Origin of the sequence: Tunturibacter psychrotolerans, assembly GCF_040359615.1 — a bacterium.
Lineage (GTDB): Bacteria > Acidobacteriota > Terriglobia > Terriglobales > Acidobacteriaceae > Edaphobacter > Edaphobacter psychrotolerans.
The window spans coordinates 1298632-1319621 of record NZ_CP132942.1 but is presented as its reverse complement, the minus strand read 5'-3'; the positions used below and the strand labels follow the sequence as shown (position 1 = coordinate 1319621).

General features: G+C 54.2%; 11 protein-coding genes and 1 tRNA gene. 6 read left to right on the top strand and 6 right to left on the bottom strand.

Annotated elements, in window-relative coordinates; genetic code table 11:
* Nucleotides 1-392 precede the first annotated feature (392 nt).
* Nucleotides 393-1070: a hypothetical protein gene (locus tag RBB77_RS05410; RefSeq protein WP_353065330.1), complete on the bottom strand. Its 678-nt coding sequence runs from the start codon at nt 1068-1070 to the stop codon at nt 393-395.
* A gap of 477 nt (nt 1071-1547) precedes the next feature.
* Here RBB77_RS05410 and RBB77_RS05405 point away from each other — a divergent pair.
* A tRNA-Ile gene (locus RBB77_RS05405) sits at nt 1548-1623 on the top strand.
* Between the two features lie 722 nt (nt 1624-2345).
* Here the strand turns inward: RBB77_RS05405 and RBB77_RS05400 are convergent.
* Nucleotides 2346-5807, bottom strand: coding sequence for a TonB-dependent receptor (locus tag RBB77_RS05400; protein WP_353065328.1), 3462 nt, complete (start codon nt 5805-5807; stop codon nt 2346-2348).
* Nucleotides 5808-6006: 199 nt separating this feature from the next.
* Between RBB77_RS05400 and RBB77_RS05395 the strand changes: the two genes are divergently transcribed.
* The 3 genes from RBB77_RS05395 to RBB77_RS05385 all read left to right on the top strand — a co-directional run bounded on the left by RBB77_RS05395 (nt 6007) and on the right by RBB77_RS05385 (nt 8623).
* Nucleotides 6007-7452, top strand: a complete 1446-nt coding sequence (locus tag RBB77_RS05395) for a sensor histidine kinase (protein WP_353065326.1) — start codon at nt 6007-6009, stop codon at nt 7450-7452.
* Nucleotides 7449-8144 (top strand): response regulator transcription factor, encoded by a 696-nt coding sequence (locus tag RBB77_RS05390; protein WP_353065325.1) that lies wholly within the window; start codon nt 7449-7451, stop codon nt 8142-8144. The genes RBB77_RS05395 and RBB77_RS05390 overlap by 4 nt, the downstream gene beginning before the upstream one ends.
* 98 nt (nt 8145-8242) lie before the next feature.
* On the top strand, nt 8243-8623 hold the full coding sequence (locus RBB77_RS05385; RefSeq protein ID WP_353065323.1) for a hypothetical protein: 381 nt from the start codon (nt 8243-8245) through the stop codon (nt 8621-8623).
* A gap of 535 nt (nt 8624-9158) precedes the next feature.
* Here RBB77_RS05385 and RBB77_RS05380 read toward each other — a convergent pair.
* The 3 genes from RBB77_RS05380 to RBB77_RS05370 all read right to left on the bottom strand — a co-directional run bounded on the left by RBB77_RS05380 (nt 9159) and on the right by RBB77_RS05370 (nt 16495).
* Nucleotides 9159-11105, bottom strand: a complete 1947-nt coding sequence (locus tag RBB77_RS05380; RefSeq protein WP_353065321.1) for an alpha-amylase family glycosyl hydrolase — start codon at nt 11103-11105, stop codon at nt 9159-9161.
* 53 nt (nt 11106-11158) lie between these two features.
* Nucleotides 11159-12976, bottom strand: a complete 1818-nt coding sequence (locus RBB77_RS05375; RefSeq protein ID WP_353065319.1) for an alpha-amylase family glycosyl hydrolase — start codon at nt 12974-12976, stop codon at nt 11159-11161.
* 105 nt (nt 12977-13081) lie between these two features.
* Nucleotides 13082-16495, bottom strand: coding sequence for a TonB-dependent receptor (locus RBB77_RS05370; protein WP_353065317.1), 3414 nt, complete (start codon nt 16493-16495; stop codon nt 13082-13084).
* Between the two features lie 315 nt (nt 16496-16810).
* On the opposite strand from RBB77_RS05370, the gene RBB77_RS05365 reads away from it, so the two are divergent.
* Both RBB77_RS05365 and RBB77_RS05360 read left to right on the top strand, forming a co-directional pair.
* Nucleotides 16811-19027 (top strand): winged helix-turn-helix domain-containing protein, encoded by a 2217-nt coding sequence (locus tag RBB77_RS05365; RefSeq protein WP_353065315.1) that lies wholly within the window; start codon nt 16811-16813, stop codon nt 19025-19027.
* Nucleotides 19028-19398: 371 nt separating this feature from the next.
* Nucleotides 19399-19584, top strand: a complete 186-nt coding sequence (locus RBB77_RS05360; RefSeq protein ID WP_353065313.1) for a hypothetical protein — start codon at nt 19399-19401, stop codon at nt 19582-19584.
* Between the two features lie 252 nt (nt 19585-19836).
* Here the strand turns inward: RBB77_RS05360 and RBB77_RS23700 are convergent, their stop codons facing one another.
* Nucleotides 19837-20616, bottom strand: a complete 780-nt coding sequence (locus tag RBB77_RS23700) for a hypothetical protein (RefSeq protein WP_434557103.1) — start codon at nt 20614-20616, stop codon at nt 19837-19839.
* Nucleotides 20617-20990 lie beyond the last annotated feature (374 nt).

Genomic DNA, 20990 nt, shown 5'->3' with positions numbered 1-20990 from the left:
GCGGCTCACTACTTCGGGCTGCACCACAATTCCCCATGATCGCCCTCACGGCCAACTTCTTATTCTGAGTGACGTCTGTTGGGGCTTTGTGGAAGCCTCTCTCAATGAACGCCAAGCAGAGAAATTCTGGGTGAGGGGGTTGGAGCCCAAGGGGATGCCTGATCCGCAGGTTACGCAAATCGACGCCCTACTGTCAACGTCATCCTTCTGACACGATGAGACTTTTGGGCAGACAATTGTTGAATCCCCGCAGGTTCACGGCGCGCTCATTCCGGCGCGAGAGCAGCGGTCAATCCAGACTTTCGGGCTCTCTTCCGACAAGAAAGCCCGGACATAGTCCGGGCTTCTCCGATTGTCCTGTTCAAAGTTTCTCCGATTCGACTCCGCTTGCTTCAGCGGGTCTCGCCGGCCGACTTTCTGGTCGTCCAGATCCGGCGTGACATGTACATGCCAGCCATCATGACGCCAGTCGAGAAAAGCAGCAGAGAGTCAGGTTCGGGGGTAACGCCGATCGTGGCGGAGCCTCCCTGAAAATCGTTGGGATTTTCTCCCTGTTCAAAGACGATAAGAGCGTTCCCAGGAGCAACACCCGCGCCACCCGCAAAATTCAGAGCGTAGTCCAGAGGGCTACTGGGATCCGGTGCACAGCTCACAACGTTTAGTGCGCTCGCGATAAAGTTGCCCTGATTACCAGTCTGACCACCATTGTCACAACTTGGAGTGGTAACAAGAGATGCAATAAGGAAGCCAAGCTCGATCGAGTCGATAGTTGAACCCGATTCATTGTCCACAACAAAGCATCCGTAGGTGCCTGGAGTGAGGCCCGAGGGGCCGATTCCGGCCCCGTTGCAAGCAGCCTGCGAAACGTTAACAGGGGAGATATCTCCACCAGTGAAGATTGTGCAATTAGTATTGCCCGGAGATCCAGCGGGAACTCCAGCAGGATTGCAAACGGCTTCCGCCGGAGGGTCAAGGACTGTCATGCGAAAGTCGATGCCGTCTGCATGGGCCAAGCTTGAACCGCCGCAGAGCAGGGCTACGACAAAAAGGACGCGAAGAAGATATTTCATTTTCTGTATTCCTCCAGAAAAAACTCTCTAACTGATCTGCAATCTCGTTGAATCAAGAAACTGCGCCGGAAGCCCTTGTACTGACTTTTGTGACTCTTAGCTGCAAGGCAAATAAGCACGCGTGGTGCCAAAGGAAAACTTCAAAGATTCAGGCGAATCATCGATCTGGCGCCTCGCAATGCGCAAAAAAATGCACATCAAACGGAAGTATTAGTACCCCCGAGGAACATCGCGAAGAGTGTTGTAAACCATAGAAAGGCCGGGTCATGGAGAGTCAGCGAGTTTGGGTGCGTGACTTGGGCGAGGCGACTGCCGATGCGTTTACAATCATGAAGCTGGCCGGTCATATCCAGCGTGAAAGTCATTCAGCGTCAAATGCTTTGTGACGCCAAAGTCTGAGGAGACGCTGAATCGTAGACACTGGACGGTCGAGTGGCACACAAATTCACCGCACACACCGTCTCATTTGTGTCGAAGGGGCCTGTAGCTCAACGGTTAGAGCAGGGGACTCATAATCCCTTGGTTGGGGGTTCAAATCCCTCCGGGCCCACCAGATTTCCTGATCTTGGAATCGGAATTAGTCTTTTATATGTATGAGTTACAACACATAGCTGTTTCGGCTGACCAACCGTCCCACCGTAGAGCAAACTGTACCGTCGGTCTCGTCGTTTTTACGGAGATTCGCAGAAGGATGCCTTTGGAGTAATGAGAACGCCCTCAATTATCCGTGAATCACCTAGAGAATCGATATTCCGGCCTTCGACTCAGCGAAATCAGAAATCCAGCACTAACCGCATAAGAGCTCGCCGACTAATCCGGATCGTGTTGGCACCGGGAGTTTAGGGCGCCCATTCCCATACAATCATCTCCCCATTCTGGCCAAATGTGCGGGTATTCATGTGAAAGTTTCAAACCGAAGTTCGCCGTCTGGAGCGCTGGTGTCCAGGTGAAGGCTAAGAGAAACCTAACAAGTGGACGAGTTCTAATTAGGGCTTTTGACCAAATTTCCGATCACGGCTATCGGCATTGGTATTCCGATAGCCGTCTATGAGAGAAACTCCAAATCGCAAGCAAGCTTAGTCAACTTCGCATAAGTGAGTCGTAAAAGGTTATTAACCTCAGGATATGGTGATCAAACCCTGGAAGCGATTGGTCTTCGACTTCAATCCACAGTTTCTAGCTCTTTCGCGAAACCCATAGGCGCTGCCGCATACTGAGAAGGAAAGAGAGGCGCGAGGAGAAATCTCCTCGCCTCCCCGAAAGCGGGCAATCGAATCAAAAGTCGATTCTGAGCGCCGCCTGTCCCGTACGATTTCCCGCGTTCTCCGCTGTTTGCGGTCCAGTCAGCTGCCCGAATAGCGAGTTGTCGATCGCCGTCACGGGAGGCGCAAAGTTGGTGTGGTTCAGAACGTTCGTGAAGGTCGTCTCGAACCGCGCATGGACCTTCTCGGTGATTGCGAACCGCTTTGCCACACCAAGGCTCACCGTTGCCGTGCCAGGGCCCTGAATGATGCCAACTCCTGCATTCCCGAAGCGACCTGCTCCCGCCGGGGTCGCTAGGAATGACAGATTGTTGTAGGTCACATCTCCGGCAGTACCCTTCGGCACCCTATCCGGACGTAGCACAGCGCTACGATTGACGACGTTCGTGTTCGACTGATCGGCAGAACCGCTGATGCTGGGCGTTAGCCAGGGGCCGGTCTCAAGCAGGGTGACGGTTGTCAGATCCCAGCCACCGAGAAATATGTCTTTGGCTGTGCTGGTACTCATGTATTGTCGGCCCTTGCCAAAAGGCAGCTGATACATCCCCGTGAGCAGCATACGGTTGCGACGAGTGCCAGAAACATTGCCGAGGTTCTGTTTGATATGAAAGCGATCGGCAATGGGAAGTCCGTAATTGACCTCACCGGCGAACGCGCTTGGCGCATCACCCTGATTGTCAGCCTCACTTTTTGCATAGGTGTAGTTTGCATCCACATAGAGTCCACGCTCCAAACGATGCGTCGCCTGCAGTTCGAACGCGTGATAGTTTGCCTCACCTGCATTGAACGTGCTGAGCAGCGTCGTCCAATTCTGATACGGCGCCCGGGAATCCACGAAAGCCCCGGCCGTTGCTCCCGTGTTGTACGGAGTCGTGCTGGAGGGAATCTGGTTAAGATCCTCGGTGATGCTCAACCGGTAGGTATGCATGCCGACGTAGCTCGCACGAAGTGATGTTGCGTCGGTTAGTTGGCGTTCTACGGTCACGTTCCATTGGTTTGACTGGGGGTCGCGGAAGTTGGGATCAACGCCTTGGTCTAGCCCGCCACCGCCATAGGTTGGGCCCCCGGAGCTCGCAGGAGCGGTATTCGGAAAGACAATCTGTGGCGTATTAGGTCCGGCACTGTTGGTGTTGGAATACGTGTGCAGATTCGAGGTTGGGTTGCCACTGTTGTTGAACGAAAGCGGTCCAAGGTTGGTCATCGTATAGATGCCAAATCCGGCACGCACCACCGTCTTGGTGTCGTTGAACGGACGATAGGCAATCGCGATGCGTGGTTGGAAGTCTCCTTTATAGGTCTGGCGCAGACTCTGCGGCAATCCATCCTGACTGGCCGTAATATATCCGGTGCACGGTATCCCGTGAACAGCCGATCCGGCAGTCGTGCCGGACGGGCACGCATTAAAGGACTGCTGGAAAGCGACATTGGAAGAGGTGATGTTCTGACTGGTGAGGTATCCTGCCAAAGCATCAGGAACGACAATCGAGTTATTCCGTTGATCGAAGTTTGCCAGATTGCCGCCGTCCTCCTGGAAGCCGGGGAGAATCTGCCAGCGAAGACCGTAGCTGAGCGTCAGGCGACTGTTAACCTGGAATTCGTCCTGCGCGAAGAAACTATATTGCGTGGCGGTTCCTCCAACATCTGGGCTGGAGACAGCGAAGTAAAGTGTGGTTGGCGCCCCTTCGAGGAAGTCGCCAAAGGCATTACCCGTAAATTGATCACCGGGGGCGTTTCCATACGATGGTTGAAATATGAAAGCCCCAAAGTCATCTGAGGCGAACTGTGGGGCAAAGCTCTCCAGATCGAAGTACCGAACGCGACGGATATCGATCCCACCCTTAACAGTGTGCCTGCTGAAGCTATAAGTCAGGTTATCGCTGAACTGGGTCGTCTTCGACTGCGTGACCCCTGCCTTGTCTCTTCCAATCACTGGAAACGGAGTGCCCGCGCTGAAATTGAAGGTCGGGAATGCGTGGGTCAGCGGATGCTGACTGATATCTACACCAGTCAGATCCAACTGACTCAACGCAGTGGAACCTTGAATCGGGAAGTTGACGCTGGTCGTGACATTCGTGAAGCCGTAGCGAAACTCATTCAGCAGCTTTGGGGTAATCGTGTAGGTGTGCGAAATCAACAAGCTCCGATTGTGAATGGAATCCGAATCATCCGGCAGAAAGAGATTCGCGAAGTCCGAAGTGATGTTCTTGCGGCTAAAGCGCGCGTAAATCGATTGCTTGGACGAGATCGTCTGATCGACCCGGACGTCCGCACCGTCAGTGCGTGCCGGAGTCGCTTGAAAATTTTGATAGTTTATGGTTTGCGTCTGGTTAAGGGCGCCAGCAACATTCGGCAATGGATAATAGGCGAGCAGCGCCTTTGCTGTCTGGCTGATATGGGTAGATGGGATCGTAGGCCCACCTATATCTGAGAGGTTACCGTTCCTGTCCGCTACGGTCGGAACTACATATTGCTGGAACACAGCAGTGCTACGCCGGTTGCCCTCATAGTCCGCAAAGAAAAACGTCTTGCTGTGCCCGTCATACAGGTGCGGAATCACGATCGGCCCGCTCAACGAGAAGCCAAACGTATTGAACTTCTTGGGCGCTTTTCCGCCGGAGCCATACGGGTCGGCATCGAGCGCCTGATTTTGCAGATACTCGAAGACACTCCCGTGATACTGGCTTGTCCCATTCTTGGTTGTAAATGTCACATCGCCAACCTGGGAAAATTCCGCACTGTTGTTGAATGCGGTCACTTTGACTGCTGCGATTCCCTCCTGCGAAGGATAGGCGTCTTGCAGCGCTCCATTCTGCCTCACGTTGGCAGTTGAAATGCCATCAACGGAGAAATTCACCATCGAGGAACTCGCCCCGCCCAGGGCAATATTTCCGGAACTATCCGTCTGAACGTTGGGAGATAGGCCAAGTGCGCCTAACGGACTCGTAGTGGTCGCGCGGTTATTTAGGGGCAACTGTGTCATTTCGATATTCGTCTTCGAATCGCTGATCGTTCCATTTTCCGTATTGATCTGGTCGGCTGATCCCGATACCTCCACGGTTGTCATCTGTGCCGCAACATTGAGCGTGGTTTCAAGTCTCAAGTCCTGTCGCGCTTCGACTGAGATTCCCGACACAACAGTGTCTGCAAAGCCATCGCGATGTGCACGCAATGAGTATTTACCTGCCTTTACATTCTCAAAGATGAAGCCGCCTGAACTATCGGTATCGACTGTGCGCTCTGTATTTTCATCTGTACTATGCAGCACAATCTGCGCGTTTGGAATCGCCGAGCCGCTAGCGTCCTGTACATTGCCCCTGACACTCCCAAACGTCGACTGCGCATGCGCCAGCGGCTCCGCGGCAGACAACAGACCACAAATAATCAGGGAGACGATGCCACATGAAACGCGTCTCAGAACGCTTTGCCCCCCCCACCTGTGAGTGTGCTGAACCTCGTTCTGCTGTTGAAGGGACACGACCATATCCTCTATAAGGGACGTTTGTGCTGCTCTGTCTAGTGAAAGAAGGCCTCTAAATAAGTTCATGTCGAATCACCTCATATGTCGGAAAAGAGCGACACTTTCAGTGAACCGTGTACACCGTTAGCAATGCATAAGCTTCTTCTTAACGGTTTGTTTATGCCTCAATCGCTATAGTTCCGGCAGGGGCGACGGAATGATTGCCAGACCAATCCAGGTGGTCCTACGCAGGATTGCGGGCGGCTGTGCCGCTGGAATGCTGTTGACGCTTCTCTCCTACCGCCTTCACTTTAATCTCTCCGCAGCCACCTCCGTACACCTTTTTCTGGTGGTGGTCATTGCGCTTCGTTGGGGTTTATTTGAAGCGAGCGTCGTTTCAATTCTGTCCGTTGCCTGCCTCGACTACTTCTTCACCCAACCTTTGTTCCACTTCTACATCACAGATTCGCACGATTGGATCGCTCTCCTCGTCTTTGAAGCAACGGCCCTGATCGTCAGCAGCCTCTCCGACCGAGTGGGCCACCACGCTCGAGAGTTAGAGCGGCGTCAAGTTCAACAGCAGAAGCTTTACGAACTCAGCCAGCATATTCTGCTCCTCAATCGGGAAGCGGCGGTCGATCAACAACTCGTCGACCTCTTACGCTCAAGCCTAGGGGTGAAAGGAATAGCCCTTTGGAAGGCCCATGAGATGCATCAGTGGCAGAGTGGAGATTGTGATATCTCCGATGACGAGATACGCTCCGCTTGCTTGCTCGAAACAAATGAGGATGACTCGGGCACTGGTATTTCCAAGCGCGTCCTTCGGCTAGGAACCCGGCCTATAGGATCTCTCTTCCTCTGCGAGCACTCGCTCGACCCAGCCTCAATTGACGCAGCCTCTTCGCTTGCCGCGGTTGCAATCGAAAGGGCGCGCTCGTTCTCAATCGAAGCAAATGCAGTAGCGGCAAAACAAAGTGAGCAACTGCGCTCGGCCATATTGGACGGCCTAGCACATGCGTTCAAGAGCCCGCTTACGACGATCAGAGCCTCAAGCTCCGGTCTTCTCGCGATGAACACCCTGTCGGGCACTGAAGAAAAACTAGTCGCCTTGATTGACCGCCATGCGGGACACCTTAGCGACCTCGCCAATCATCTTCTCCTTACTGCGAAGCTGGATGGTGGCGATCTGAAGGTCAAGCGTGAGCAAGTCGACCTGGCTCAGTTGATAGAACGCACCATCACGGGATCATCACATGAACTGGATGGGCATTCCATTGACTTCCAGATGAGCTCGGGCCACAACGCCATATTTGGAGATGGAAAGCTTCTTCAAATGGCCCTTTTCCAGGTCCTCGACAATGCTGCAAAGTATGGTCGTCCCAACTCTCAGGTGGCCATCGCGATTCAGGAAGAAGAAGCGGAACTGGTCATCAGGATTAAAAACGAGGGCTCGTTTATTCCGGATGACGAAAAAGAGAAGGTATTTCAACGCTTTTATCGTTGCTCGGGTTCGGTGAAGACGATTTCCGGCACCGGGATCGGTCTCTCCGTAGTTAGGCGCATCGCTGAAGCGCACAGCGGGCGAACTTGGGTTGAAAGCGATCCAGTGAATGGAACGACATTCGCTATCGCACTACCCCGCATGGCAAAGGAGAAAGCGTGAATCACAAAAGCAAGGTGCTCGTCGTTGAAGACGATGCGGGAATACGCCAGAGCCTATTCGAGACATTGGGAGCGCTAGGATTTGCGGTCGGGGAGGCTCATAACGGGGAGGAGGCCCTCGTGCAATTGCGCATGGTCAGCTATGACGCGGTCCTCCTCGATATCAACATGCCAGGTATGGGAGGCAAGGAGACGTGCCGAAGAATTTGTCAGACCTTTCCCGGTCTGCCGATTATTATGCTCACTGTTCGTGACGATGAAGAGGATATCGTCGAGTCGTTGGACTCGGGCGCATTTGACTATGTCACGAAGCCGTTTCAGATTCGTGAGCTCACCGCAAGGGTACGATCAGTTATCCGGCGTCGTCACGCCCCGATGGGCGAACCAGATCTGATCAGCATAGTAGGCGACATCACGCTCGATGCGAATCGCCGCCTCGTGGAGAAAAAGGGGGAACAGATTCACCTCGCTCCAAAAGAATACGAGACCCTCCGTTGTTTGATGGAGCATTCCGGCAGACCTGTCAAACACGAGAATCTGCTGCGATCCATTTGGGGTCCGTCCTACAGCAACGAGCGCGAATATCTGCGAGTTGTCATCAATCAACTGCGAAAAAAAATTGAAGACGACCCTGCTCACCCAGTTTATATATTGACCGAGAGCCATATCGGCTATCGCTTCCGTGAAGAATAAAGGACCGCGATTGCTACGTGCGTGCTCAGACACGAGATGACAGAGCAGCGAATCGTCAGGTTCTGTCATTGCAACCAGACAATAGAGCGAACTCGAACATGCGGTTTCTAAGGACCATGATGAATCAACTTACCCAGATTGTCTCCACCCCTGCCGGTACATTCGCCGTTCTTGTCCTCGCAGCGTATCTCGAGGTCCAAGGCGATGCTTGTTTTCAATCTGGTCTTTACCATGCCTCAGGAATGAGACGCGCCATGTGGTTTCTTGCAGGCGTGGCAGTGTTCGTGTGCTACAGCTTATTCCTGAACTCCTCGAAAGTTGATTTCGGGAAGCTCCTTGGCATCTATGTTGTGCTGTTCTTTCTTGTCGCTCAAATCATGGCGAAGCTGCAATTTCATCAATCACCGACGAAGCCGATTTATCTTGGCGGAGCCTTTATCGTCGTTGGCGGATTGATCATGACTCTCTGGAAACCCTAACGACAGATTTTTGCTGGTCGGCCCCGCTGAAGCAGAACCCAATAACGCGACAATCAAGCTCCGCAACCTTAGAGCGCTATCAGGACCGGTGTCAAAGAAGTCATCAGAAGTGCACATCCGTTTAGAGGTTGAGGAGATCGTTTCCCGCGAGTTCCGGGTCGATTTTTTAACAGAAAGGAATGAGGCTATGTCCCTGTACACGAGGCATCTTTCACGACCCCTGCATCAAAGGTGAAAGGCGGCAGCAAGGAACTTTGTTTCCTGTGACGCTTGATGATTTTGTTCCTGCAGATCATGTATGCCGCGTGATTGACGCATTTGTCGAAATGCTTGCGATGTCTGATCTGGCTTCGGCCGCGCTCAGGCCGCGGAGATTGGACGACCTGGTTACGATCCACGTGATTTGTTGAAGCTTTATCTGCATGGCTATCAACTGTACTCGGATGGGTTTCTAGATTGAGCTCACCACGCAGGCCGCTGGCGTCGAGATAGTTCTTCCTTAGAGATAGGAACGAGGCACAAATATCTCGAGGAGTTAGCGAAGTTGTACAACCGTTAGGCCTAGCGGAGCGACGTTCGCGCTGATTGAATGCGAAGATATTTGGACTGAATGTTTGTCGCCGAGCAGCAGCTTACTTCTAGTGCAATCTTCCATTGCAGTTTCGTTCATATCGATAGTTAGCTTCCTGGTGGTATCGGACTTGTTTGCAAGAACAAGAACTCTGTCTTGGCCTGCGGCACATCCGTGTTCCAGGTTTAGCCCGCGCACATAAGCAATCGTATCCTCATCGGACTGAACCAATTGTTGCTTTCCTAGCTGCAACGCTTTAACGCTATTTCGCACTGCCAAAAGCCGCTTGACGGCGTTGTGAACGTTCGCCTCGTCGGTGCTCCTTCGAGCGGAAAGGAATGCGTTGGCCGAGGATTCTTCTGGTTCAAAACCACCGGGGAAGTCCCTCCGATTATCGGGGTCTTCGCCGCCGGCCATGCCAATCTCGTCTCCCGAATATATGACGGGGGTGCCACGGGCGGTAAGAAGAATGCCGAACGCCAACAATAGTTTTTCGGGCGTCGCTCCCGGTTCGCTCATGAACCGTTTCGTGTCGTGACTGCCTAGGAGAGTTACTAACCGGTCAGGATGAGGGTACATGCTGTCTTGCCGGAACAAATTTGCCAGACCTGTCATCGGCGCGTTCCGAACAGTGACATCTCGTATGACTGAAAAAAATGGGTAGTCGAAAGGGGTGTAGAGACCTGTGTCGATATCAGTCGTGCCACCGCTGCGGACAGCGCCTCCAGCAAAGAAAGAGTTGAGCATGGGAGGCATGGCAAATGTTCCGTTGAATACCTCGCCTACGGTTGTCAGATGTGGAAAGATCGTGATAAGTTTTGCGTGAAAATCATGCCAGAATTGACGTCCCACATACGGGAAAGTATCCAATCTGAGGCCATCGGCTGAGGTCTCCTGTACCCACCATATTGTGTTTTGTATCAAATATTGAGCCACAAGCGGATTCTCCTGATTCATATCCGGCAGGAGATCGACGAACCAGCCATCGAGAACGTCTTTTCGATCGCGCGAGGAAGCATTAGGATCCATGAGAGCGCGGAAGTTGCCTTGAGCGAGTCGATGTTGCGCTTTCGTTCCGTGGAACCAATCGGGAGTGGGCGAATCCTCCACCCACGGATGGGCCGGACCGACGTGGTTCGGAACGATATCCAAGACCAGCTTCATGCCTCGAGCGTGGAGGTCGTTGGCAAGTGCGGTGAGATCGGCGAGCGTACCAAAGTGTTCATCCACTTTGTACATATCGGTCGTACCGTAGCCGTGATAGCTGTCTGTCTCGCGATTCTGATCGACTGGGGTGATCCAAACGGTAGTTACACCCAGGTCCTGAAGGTAGTCGAGGTGCTGTTGAATCCCACGAAGATCGCCGCCATGCCAAGCGTGAGGATCATTGCGGTCATATGTCATGCCTGGTTGACGATTGTTGTCAGGATCGCCGTCTGCAAAACGGTCGGTCATGATGAGGTACATCGCGTCTTGCGATGAAAATCCTCGTGGGTCTGCGGCGGGCTTCTCGCGGGTGGTGAGGGCGTAGGGAATTGACGTGGCCCCCGCGGAGTTTCGTGCTTCGAGGAGGAATGAGCCCGGTTTTGCCGACTTGATGTCAAGCTTTAGGAACGCCCAATGACCATTGGGAGAAGTACGTACGAGATCGATGGTTGTGTCTGAATTTTTGATGGAAAACTGTGTGCCTTGCAGATGTTCTCCCTGGACCAACAGCACCGGATCTGGCAACTCTGTCCACCAATTGGGAGGATCTATTTTTGAAAAGACTGGCGCCTGGGAAAATCCGGATGGTCCCACGGCACAGAACAAAAAGATCAGCGCGAGTGAGAGCATGTAATTCGACGTAAGATGCTTTCCTCCAATCGATGAATCGTCGATTTCGCTTGCGATATGACGTGAACAATCCATCTACGATCTCCTTCAGAAGGCGACATCTATTTCGAGCCTGTGAGTCGGGTTGCCTAATCGAGGTCTGAAATTACCGCTGCATTGGCTGCGAGATGGACTGTAAGTGTGCCGGTCTTTATAGAGATTGAGCCGGGCGAGCCTAAGAGGACCGTGCTTCTCTGCGCGTTCTGAATCTCTGTCTCGTCGGTCTTGATAACCACATCTGACGCTTCGCTGCTTTTGTTTACGGCAACTAGAGTTCGCTCGATTCCGTGGGTTGAGGTGGTAAGTGTGCGAACGAACACGAGAGTGTTTTTGTCGGCGTGGAGCAGTTGCTCGGTTCCAGTCTGAAGGGCCGGGTGCGAGCTGCGAAGAGCGAGAAGCGTCTGAAGTGATGAGAATGCTCTTTGTTGATCGGGAGAGCGTCCTGCTGAGTTGAAGGCACCATCTTGCGTGGAACCAAAGCCTCCGGGAAAATCGTGGCGGTTGTCTGGGTCTGCTCCTCCGCGCATGGCGATTTCGTCGCCAGAGTATATCTGTGGCAATCCTCGCATGGTGGTGAGAACTGTAAAGGCCAGCTCAAGAGTATTCAGTGAAGTGGCGCCGTCGAAAAAACGGGTGGTGTCGTGGTTTCCAAGGAAAGGAACGAGGCGCTCAGGGTGGGGATATAGATTGTCGAGCCGGAGAACGTCGGCGAGTCTGGTCATCGGCGCATCTTTGAGGAAGACATCGCGCAGAGCAAAGTACGTGGGAAAGTCGAAGGGTGTGTCGAGACCTGTGTCTACTCCAGTGCGGGTGACCCCGCCGGCGAAGGTAGAAGTAATAGTGGCGTCGCTGTTGAATACTTCTCCCACGGTGGTGAAGTGCGGGTAGAGCGAGTGGAGCTGCGCGTGGAAGCTCTGCCAGAAGGCGCGACCGACGTAAGGGAATGTGTCAATGCGCAGACCGTCGAGACCAGCCTGTTCCGTCCACCAGACCGCATTTTGAATCAGGTAGCAGGAGACGGCGGGATCCTCCTGGTTGAGATCGGGAAGAGTATTAGCGAACCACCCCTGAGTCACATTGCTTTGGTCGCGCCAAGGGGCGTGGGGATCTGTGAGCGGAGCGAAGTCTCCCTGCGCGATAGTGTGATTTTCAAGCGTGCCGTGGAACCATGTGGGATCAGGACTGTCGCGGACCCATGGGTGGTTTGGGCCGACGTGGTTTGGAACCGTGTCAAGAACGAGCTTCATGTGTCGAGCATGAAGTGCGGTGGAGAGATCTTTCAAATCGGTAAGATCGCCGAAGTGTTCGTCGACGGCGTACATGTCGGTTGCTCCGTAGCCGTGATAGCTCTGGTTGCCGTGATTTTGATAGACAGGCGTGATCCAGATGGTCGTGATGCCGAGCTGCTGAAGGTAGTCGAGGTGCTGAGTAATGCCGCGGAGATCGCCGCCGTGCCAACCGCGGGGTTTGGCCAGTTCGGCATCGTGATCAGGTCCATCGTTGGAAGGGTCACCATCGGCGAATCGATCGATCATGATGAGATACATCACGTCTTTAGAGGAAAACCCGGCGAAGCCGTCGGATGATCTTCGGCGGAGGGCGAACGTGTAGGGGATGGTGGTTGTGCCCTTCGAGTTTCGGGCGGTAATTCGGATTGTTTCCATTCGGGTGGGCGACGCCGTTAACCAGATTTGGGCGTAGCGGCCGTTATCAGAGATGACCGTTTTTTTGATGTGTAAGGTGGCATCGCTCAAGGTGAAGCGTGCGTCGCTCAGGTTCTCCCCCTTTGCGAGGAGCATGGGGGCAGGCATCGCGGCCCACCAGTTTGGAGGATCTACTTTGTCGATTTGAGGAGACTGCGCGAGCGCGGAGATGGAGCACGCGAAGACAAGAAGTAGGCGGCGCATGGAAACAGATCCTCAGGAAAATTCGCGACGGTGCGATGATTGAATTTAATGAAGACAAGCGGCACCAGAGAGACGTGCTCACAGGTGCCGCTTTAATGGAAGCAGTTAGAAGTTGATGTGAGCCGCGAGCTCTAACTGGCGTTCGGTGTTGAGGCGAATGCTGTTAATGCTCCCAAACCCGTTGTCTGCTCCACTGCCGTTAGCACCGGTGGTAAAGACGGTGTTAGATCCGGGGATGTTGGTCCCGTCGTGGAGGTTGGTGTCCGGATTTCCGAATTGTGGGGTGTTGAACAGGTTGTAGGCTTGAGCGCGGAACTCAGCGTTGACCCGTTCGGTAATGTGGAATCCCTTGAAGATTCCAAGGTCCACCGTTTTATAGCCTGGGCCGGAAAATGCATTGCGTTGCAGATTTCCAGGACGGGTGAAGATGCCGGACGAGTTGATAGGGGGAAGGCCGAAGACGCCGGTAAAGAACGTGCGGTTATTGGAGTTGTTCGATCCGCCAACGAGCTGACGCTTCACTTTGCTAAAGCTGATGAGGTCCGGCCGGTTGTCGATCGTTCCGGGACTTCCTGTGGTGCTGAAGTCGATTGGCGTGCCGCTGTCGAGTGTGACGATGGTGTTGAGCTGCCACCCACCGAGGAGTTCATCGAGGCCGCGATTCATGTTTGCGCCAAACGTCTTGCCGCGACCGACGGGAAGCGAGTAGACGGCGCTTGCGACAAAGACGTTTCGCTGGTCCTGATCGGAGTTGCCGTAGTTGGCGTTCAGGTCCGGACCGTCCGGGGTGATGAAGATACGTCCGCTTGAGCTTGCCCCGGTGCCTGAGCTGAAGGCCCCGTTTGAATTGTCGCGCGAATGCGACCAGGTGTACGCGACGGTCGCGAGCAGGCTCGACCCAACACTGCGGTTGAGATAGACCTGCAAGCCGTCATACTTGGAGGAGCCGCCCGCGAGACCTTCCGTGATCGTTCCGCGATTCGGATAGAGGCCGGCGGTGGTGCCGTCGAGAACGGGTGAGTTGGCATTGAACCAGGTCATGAGGTGATCCGACTTGTTGCCAACATACGCGACGTTCACCGAAGTAGCGTGGTCGAGTTGTTGTTGAATTTGCAGGTTGTACTGCGTGACTGCACCGTTCTGATTGTTTACCGGCACAGAGATGACGGTCGCGTTAGCGAGGTTGATTGTGTTGACGGCTCCGGGCCCGAATGCGGGTATGGGAAGAGCAGCGGTGGCAGTGGCAGCATTGTTCGGAGTGGTGGGGCTTTGGCCAGTGAACGTAATGCGGTAGCCATTGGTGGCGGTGTACTGATTGACACCGTTAAAACCTGGTTGGTTGGACAGCTGGTTGCCCACGCCACCCCGGTCGAGGAAGTAGAAGATGCCATAGCCGCCGCGGAGTGAAGTCTTTCCGTTTCCGTAGAGGTCATATGCGAAACCGACGCGAGGTGCGAAGTTGTTCTTATCGGTGTTGATGAGCGAGCGCGAGTTTCCATTGACCCCGGCGACCTGGAGGGTACCGGTCGAGATGTCGTAGTTCGCCTGATTATTGTTCTGCTCGTAGGGGTAGGTGTAAAGGTCGTAGCGGATACCCAGGTTGAGAGTCAGGCGACGATTTACTTTCCAGTCGTCCTGTACAAAGTAACCAGTCTCGTAGTTGAACGTCTTGAAGAAGGTGCTTGACGCTCCAATCTCGTAGTCCGAGAAACCGGCAAGGACCTCTGAGGTTTCGTAGCCGGTGAAGCGTCCAGTCCCAGGAAAATTGACGCCACCAAGGACAAAGTAGCCCTTCGAGTCATTTCCCTGGAAGAAGTCGACTTCACGGCGGATGATATTCGCGCCAGCTTTCATGGTGTGTTTGCCATGAGTGTAGCTAACACTGTCAAGGTACTGAAATGTCTTTTCAGGAACAGAGTACGGGCCGCCGTCGCCCGTGTACTCGATTTGGGTGTTGCTTCCGCCAATTAGAGCGCCGCCCCCCAAGAGCGAGTTGCGATTGGCGTTGACGATGCCCAGATTGGCAGAGATCGGTATGCCCTGGTCGGGATTCACATATGCGAACTCAGGACGAATATAGCCGAAGCGGAACTCGTTGACGAGGTTCGAGGTGAAGACGTGGGTGTAACCAGCCGCTCCGCCTCGTGGGTGATTTACGTTTCCACCCGAAGCAAAGCCTGCTGGCAGGTGCGTAAAGAGACTATTGACGTCGAGGTTGTCCTGACCATAGCTGTAGCGTACGAAGACCGAGTCCTTTTGCGAGACATGGTAGTCGAGGCGGACGTCGAAGTCGTTGAAGTTCTGGATGGCCTTTCGCACAGCAAAGTAGTTATTCAGGACGCCCGGCCGGGTGGGTGCGTCGAAGGCATTCAGATAGTTCAGCCCCGCCGAATTGATGCGATCCTTAGGAATGATGTTGCCTGCGAATGGCTGGCACGTGGTCGGATCATAGATCGCCCCAACGACAAGCGTGGCTCCAGCGGCAGGCTCCGGGCAGCCGGTAGCCGAGGCGAAGGCTCCGGGATTGCTGGTCACGTTCTGACCAAGAAGCTCGGAGAAGTTCCCTTGACGCATAAGAGGAGTCGGCACGGTGTAAAAGCCCGTGTCCTTCGGTTGTTTCTGACGTAGAGCCTGGTAGTCACCGAAGATAAAGATCTTGTCTTTCCAGAGCGGACCACCGACCGCGCCGCCGAACTGCTTCCGCTGGAATGCGGGAGCAGGGTTGCCGGGGTTGAAATAAAGAGGGTTTGCATCGAAGATCTGATCGCGGAAGTATCCGAACGCCGAACCGTGGATACTATTGGTCCCCGACTTTACGGAGTTTTGCAGTATGGCTCCTCCGGCACGGCCGAACTCGGCAGGAGCGACCGAGGTCGTAACGCGGAACTCTTGAATTGCCTCGGGAGGCGTAAAGAATACGATGGAGTTGACGAGGGATTCATTGTTATCGACGCCATCGAGGATGAAGTTGTTGGACTGCTGACGAAGTCCGTTCACCGCAAGCGCACCGCCACCTGAGTCGGAGTAGCGAAAGGTTTCGACGTTGCCATTTCGGCCGCTTGCGTCTGAGTTGAACGCTCCACGTGTGACGCCGGGGATGAGATTCGCGAGTGATGTGAAGTTGCGACCATTGAGCGGCAGGTCAGTGACCTGCTTTCCTTCGATGACCGAGCCGGTGGAAGAAGTCGAGAGGTCTACCACCGGTGCCGCGTCATTAACCTCGACGGTCTCGCTGGAGGCACCCACGGGCATCTTGAACTCGACCGTCTGGACTTGGGAGACCTGAAGCACGAAGGCCTGATTCACACTCTGAAAGCCGGCATGGCTGGCTTCAACCTTATAGTTGCCTCGAGGCACGGCGGAAAAGGTGAAGTTGCCGTCGCTGCCCGCGGTAAGAATCTGGGTTGCTCCGGTATCTGTGTTGGTGAGCTTCACCGTGGTGTCTGGCACCACTGCGCCGGTTGGATCCGTGACAATCCCGGTGACGCGTCCGGTGTCGGTCTGCGCTCGTAAGCTCAAGCCTGAGACTAGGAGTAAGCAGACTATAGATAGCAACAGATTTTTAATGAGAGATCGATAACCCGAGGTGTGTGTGTTCACGGTGAAGCCTCCTGAAAGACAACTCAACTGAAATAGTTCTTTGAACTGTTCATGTTGCGGCTAGAACATTGTCGGTTCGCTGCCGATCAACGCCATCGCCCGGACGTCTTTTATGAGCCATCTTTTCGTCAACAGATAAGTTGTTGATTCTTAGACGATTAAATTTGCGCGATCAACAGCCAAAACGGAACCTCACCTGCTCTACGTGCTAGACTTAGGCTTTAGGGCCGTGTGATGCCGTCTCCCAGCGATACAATCTCGAAGGTCAGTTTTGGAGTATTTGAGGCCGATCTGCAAACGGGAGAGCTTTGGAAGGCGGGTCGCAGGGTCAAGCTGCAAAGCCAGCCGTTTAGGGTGCTTACTTGCCTTATCGAGCGGGCCGGCGAGGTCGTTAGCCGGGACGAACTTCAGCAACGAGTGTGGGGCCCTGACACCGTCGTCGATTTCGATCATTCCATCGGCACAGCTATCAACAAGATCAGGGATGCACTGGGCGACACCGCGGACAATCCACGGTTTGTGGAAACACTAGCCAAGCGCGGTTATAGATTTATTGCGCCAGTCGCGATTCGGACAGCGGCACTTGAAACAAGCACCTCTGGGGAAGGCTATGTGTCGGATAGCGTCGATGTCCATGTTGTTCCGGGAGTGCCCACGACAGGCGACGCAGAATCAACTTCTACGCATCAAGACTTGCCGGTTCGGGGTTCGGCTCTGGCTCCGCCGAAGAGTGGAGTCTGGGTGGCAGCGGCCTGTCTGGCGGCTCTTCTGGCTGGTATCGGCGGTTTTTTTGCTGGGTCAAGGCGAACCGGCCCGCTGCCACGCATCGAACGGCTTACGAGGACTGACTGGATAGCTCCGGGTACGCCGGCAACTGAGAGTTTGCCCGCATCAGCGACGGATGGACTAAGAATTTTTATCCCCGTAATCTCGGGCGGCAGGTCAGTCTTGGCACAGGTAGACGTACGTACAGGTGAGGTTCAAAAGCTCCCCCTGCCAAGCGAGATCTCCTCACCTACTCTTGGTGATCTGTCGCCCGATGGCTCAACGCTGCTTCTACGCAACCACCTGTCTCCTGAATCTGAGCAACCGCTATGGACATTTTCGACGGGTGGGGGCACCGCGCTGCGACTGGCCAATGTCATAGCGCACGACGCTACCTGGATGCCTGACGGTAAAAGAGTTCTGTATGCGGCGGGGAATCGATTGTTCATCAGCAGACTGGAGGATGGGGTATCTACACCCTTTGCCACGCTCCCAGGTCGAGCCTTCTGGCTGCGCTGGTCACCCGATGGACAGATCCTCCGATTTACCTTGATGGATCCCGTGGACCACACTCTTGGTCTCTGGGAGACCAGCAGGGACGGTCGGTCGTTGCGGCCTATCCTGAGTAATTGGACAAAGCCCTCTTCTGAGTGCTGCGGTATCTGGACGGGTGACGGTAAATACTTCGTCTTCCAATCTGATAGAGGTGGCAGCAGTGATCTGTGGCGGCTTGACGGAAAGCAGATCGTGAACCCTGCGCGCGTGACGAACGGTCCGTTGAGTTTTGCTGGTCCTGTCACCTCGCGCATTGGGCACCAGATCTATTTTCAAGGCGTTGAAACCCAGTCTTTGCTGCAACGTTATGATGCGGGACGGCGTGAGTTCGTGCCCGCCCCCGGCTTTTTGTCCGACGCCAACAGGATCGAATACTCACGTGACCGCCAATGGGTTACTTGGACTGATCTTCAGGGACGCCAGTGGAGGGCAAAGTCCGACGGCACCGAGCTCATCCAGGTCACACCAGACTCGCTTCAGGTGTTCCATGCACACTGGTCACCCGACGGCAAAAAGCTCGCTTTGATGGCTCGCGAACCCGGCAAGGCATGGCAGATCTACACGGTCGCTGCAGATGGCGGAACTCTTGAGCAACCCCTTCACGAGAACCGGAACGCCGCCGACCCATCTTGGTCCGACGATGGGCAGTCGATCGTCTTTGGGCGGATACCAGACATCATGGGCAAGGAAGACGGTCCCAGAGCTTTGCAGATCCTTGACCTTCGAACGCACAAACAAACACAACTTCCAGGCTCTGAAGGGCTCTTCAGTCCGCGATGGTCTCCCGATGGACGATATATCGCCGCGATCTCACTGGACCAGCGCAGGCTCCTGCTCTTCGACGTAGCAACACGTAGTTGGCGGACGTTAGCAGATACGACCGCTGCGGACCCGGTATGGGCCTCGGACAGCAAGGCCATCTTCTTTCATGCCTCTTCCGCGGACATGCAGCCCATCTATCGAGCCTCAATCTCTGATGGCCGGCTTGAACAAATTGCGAATCTTTCCGACTTCAGCGGAGGTGACACAGAAGACTACTTTTTCTGTGGCCTCACAATCGACAACGTCCCTATTGTGCGATCAAGAACCGGAACAGGAAATCTCTACTCGGTCAATCTCGACAGCCAATAGCAATTTGGTCTCTATGATATGAAGCGATCGCCGAAGGCACCGAACTGGGAGCGTCCTTTGAACGCCCACCATGTGCCCGATCATGTGGATAGGAGTTGCGATGTAAGTAAGGAAAGGCTGATCATCGGATTTCTCCAGGTACTTCAGCGCTTCTTCAGATTAGCGAGGGTGAACTCATTGCGATCCGTATCTGGTTCTATATTGCGGTATCGCGAATCAATGGCAGCGGCTGCATGTCGTCGCTCCATGGCACGCACAGGTAGGTATCAAAGCCGCGATATGTTGGAAGATATCCCGCCTCATCTCCAAGGTGCCATTTACCGATAGCCTCCCTCAAGCGCGGCGCGGCGTCGAAGCAAGGGGTAACGCATATGGATGGCAACCTGAACTTCAACCATGTGCGAATTGCGATTATGCCCAACTTCGAAAGGGCTGGCCGTGTCATTCTTATCGGAGCTACGAGTGCAGAGGCGCTGGAGGCAGCTGGTGGGTATCTTCTCTTGGATAAAGCAGTTCGTGAACTACTAAATAAGTTTCATGTCGAGATCTGTGGCTGAGTTGCCACCGCTGGAGTTTCTTCTGAAAGTACGCGGACTCGACTCCGTCTTTAGAAGTCATCGTCTCGCCGCGGGACTAACTGTCCAGCAGTAGCGCAACTGCGTTGCCATTGGCGAGAGTCTGTATGTGCCTTTAAGCCCGGCCATATGAATCATTCTCTTCCAAAATTGACGTGGCCGGCAGCGCCAAATGCCATGTCTAGAACATCTCGAATGCCGTTCTCGCGTTTCAAAATCTTGTTCGAGAGGTCTTCAGTCACCGCGAGCGCCCTCCTCCCTCTTGACGATTGTCCCGATAGGCCAGTTTCCAACCACCTCCTGATCTCCAGCTTCTAGCGCAAAATTCAATCGAGCTCGCCATTCAAGATGAGACGTCAGGCTCAACAAGGACCCACACAACCGCATCTCGATGTTCTTCTGTCGATCCTTCCCGTCCGTCGATTTCTCTTCTTCAATTTGCACGCGGGCACGGAGTTCTTCAGCATGCAAATTCCACGACGAGAGCTGTTCAGCCACTTCCCCTTCGATCGCATTGGCTAAACTGCGGAGCACACTGGAAGCTTGCTCTTCCACTTCTCGAACAAACGCGTCTGGTTCCTTCGCTGTCAGATTTCTGTGCTGCAGAAGTCCAGTCTTCACGAATAGAAAAGCTCGCAATTCTGGCGAGAGCGTCCGAATGCTACGGTTCACAAGGCTTTCGTACGGCTTTTTGGGGAAAGACTCAAAAGCGTACATATCCGCCAGATCCCGCAGTTTGTCGAAATCGCGGTTGATCCTGGAACTCGCCGCGGCCAACCGTTGATTAGCCTCTTGAGGAGTCTCCGCCGCGACCGCCTTGAAGTCCGCCAGGTTCCGCAGCGTGCCCAGGAGCAAGCCACGGACAGATGCGCTGGAGTTCTCTGCCCAGAGATGATCAAACACAAGCCACATTGCTACAACGCCCAGCATGATACCCAGAAGCGCGTCGCGAGAGGGCACGAGGGAGGTATTGATCGTGAACCTATTGAGGTTGACTAGGTTGTAGGCCAGCACAATCTGAAACCCAGCGTATGCAATCCGCGGGCCGGAGGTCGCTACCCATGACCCAACTGCAACGACCGACGCGAAGAGAAAAGCGTATTGCATGAGACTGTTTATTTGAGGAAGAATCAATGCCTCAGTTCCTAGTCCAATGACGCCAGCTCCCACAATGAACCCGGCAAATCGGAGACTTTGTCGATGGCGGCTGGCACCAGTAAATCGACGAGCCGTAAGAGTACACGTTATGATCGACGCGCCCAAACCCATCCAGCCCGTGCTCATATAGAACACATAGCAGAGTAGAGCGGAGAGAGTGCCGCGCACCGCAAATCTGTAATGCTCCTTGTTTCGAAGAGCATCAACAGCAAATGCACCTATCGACACTG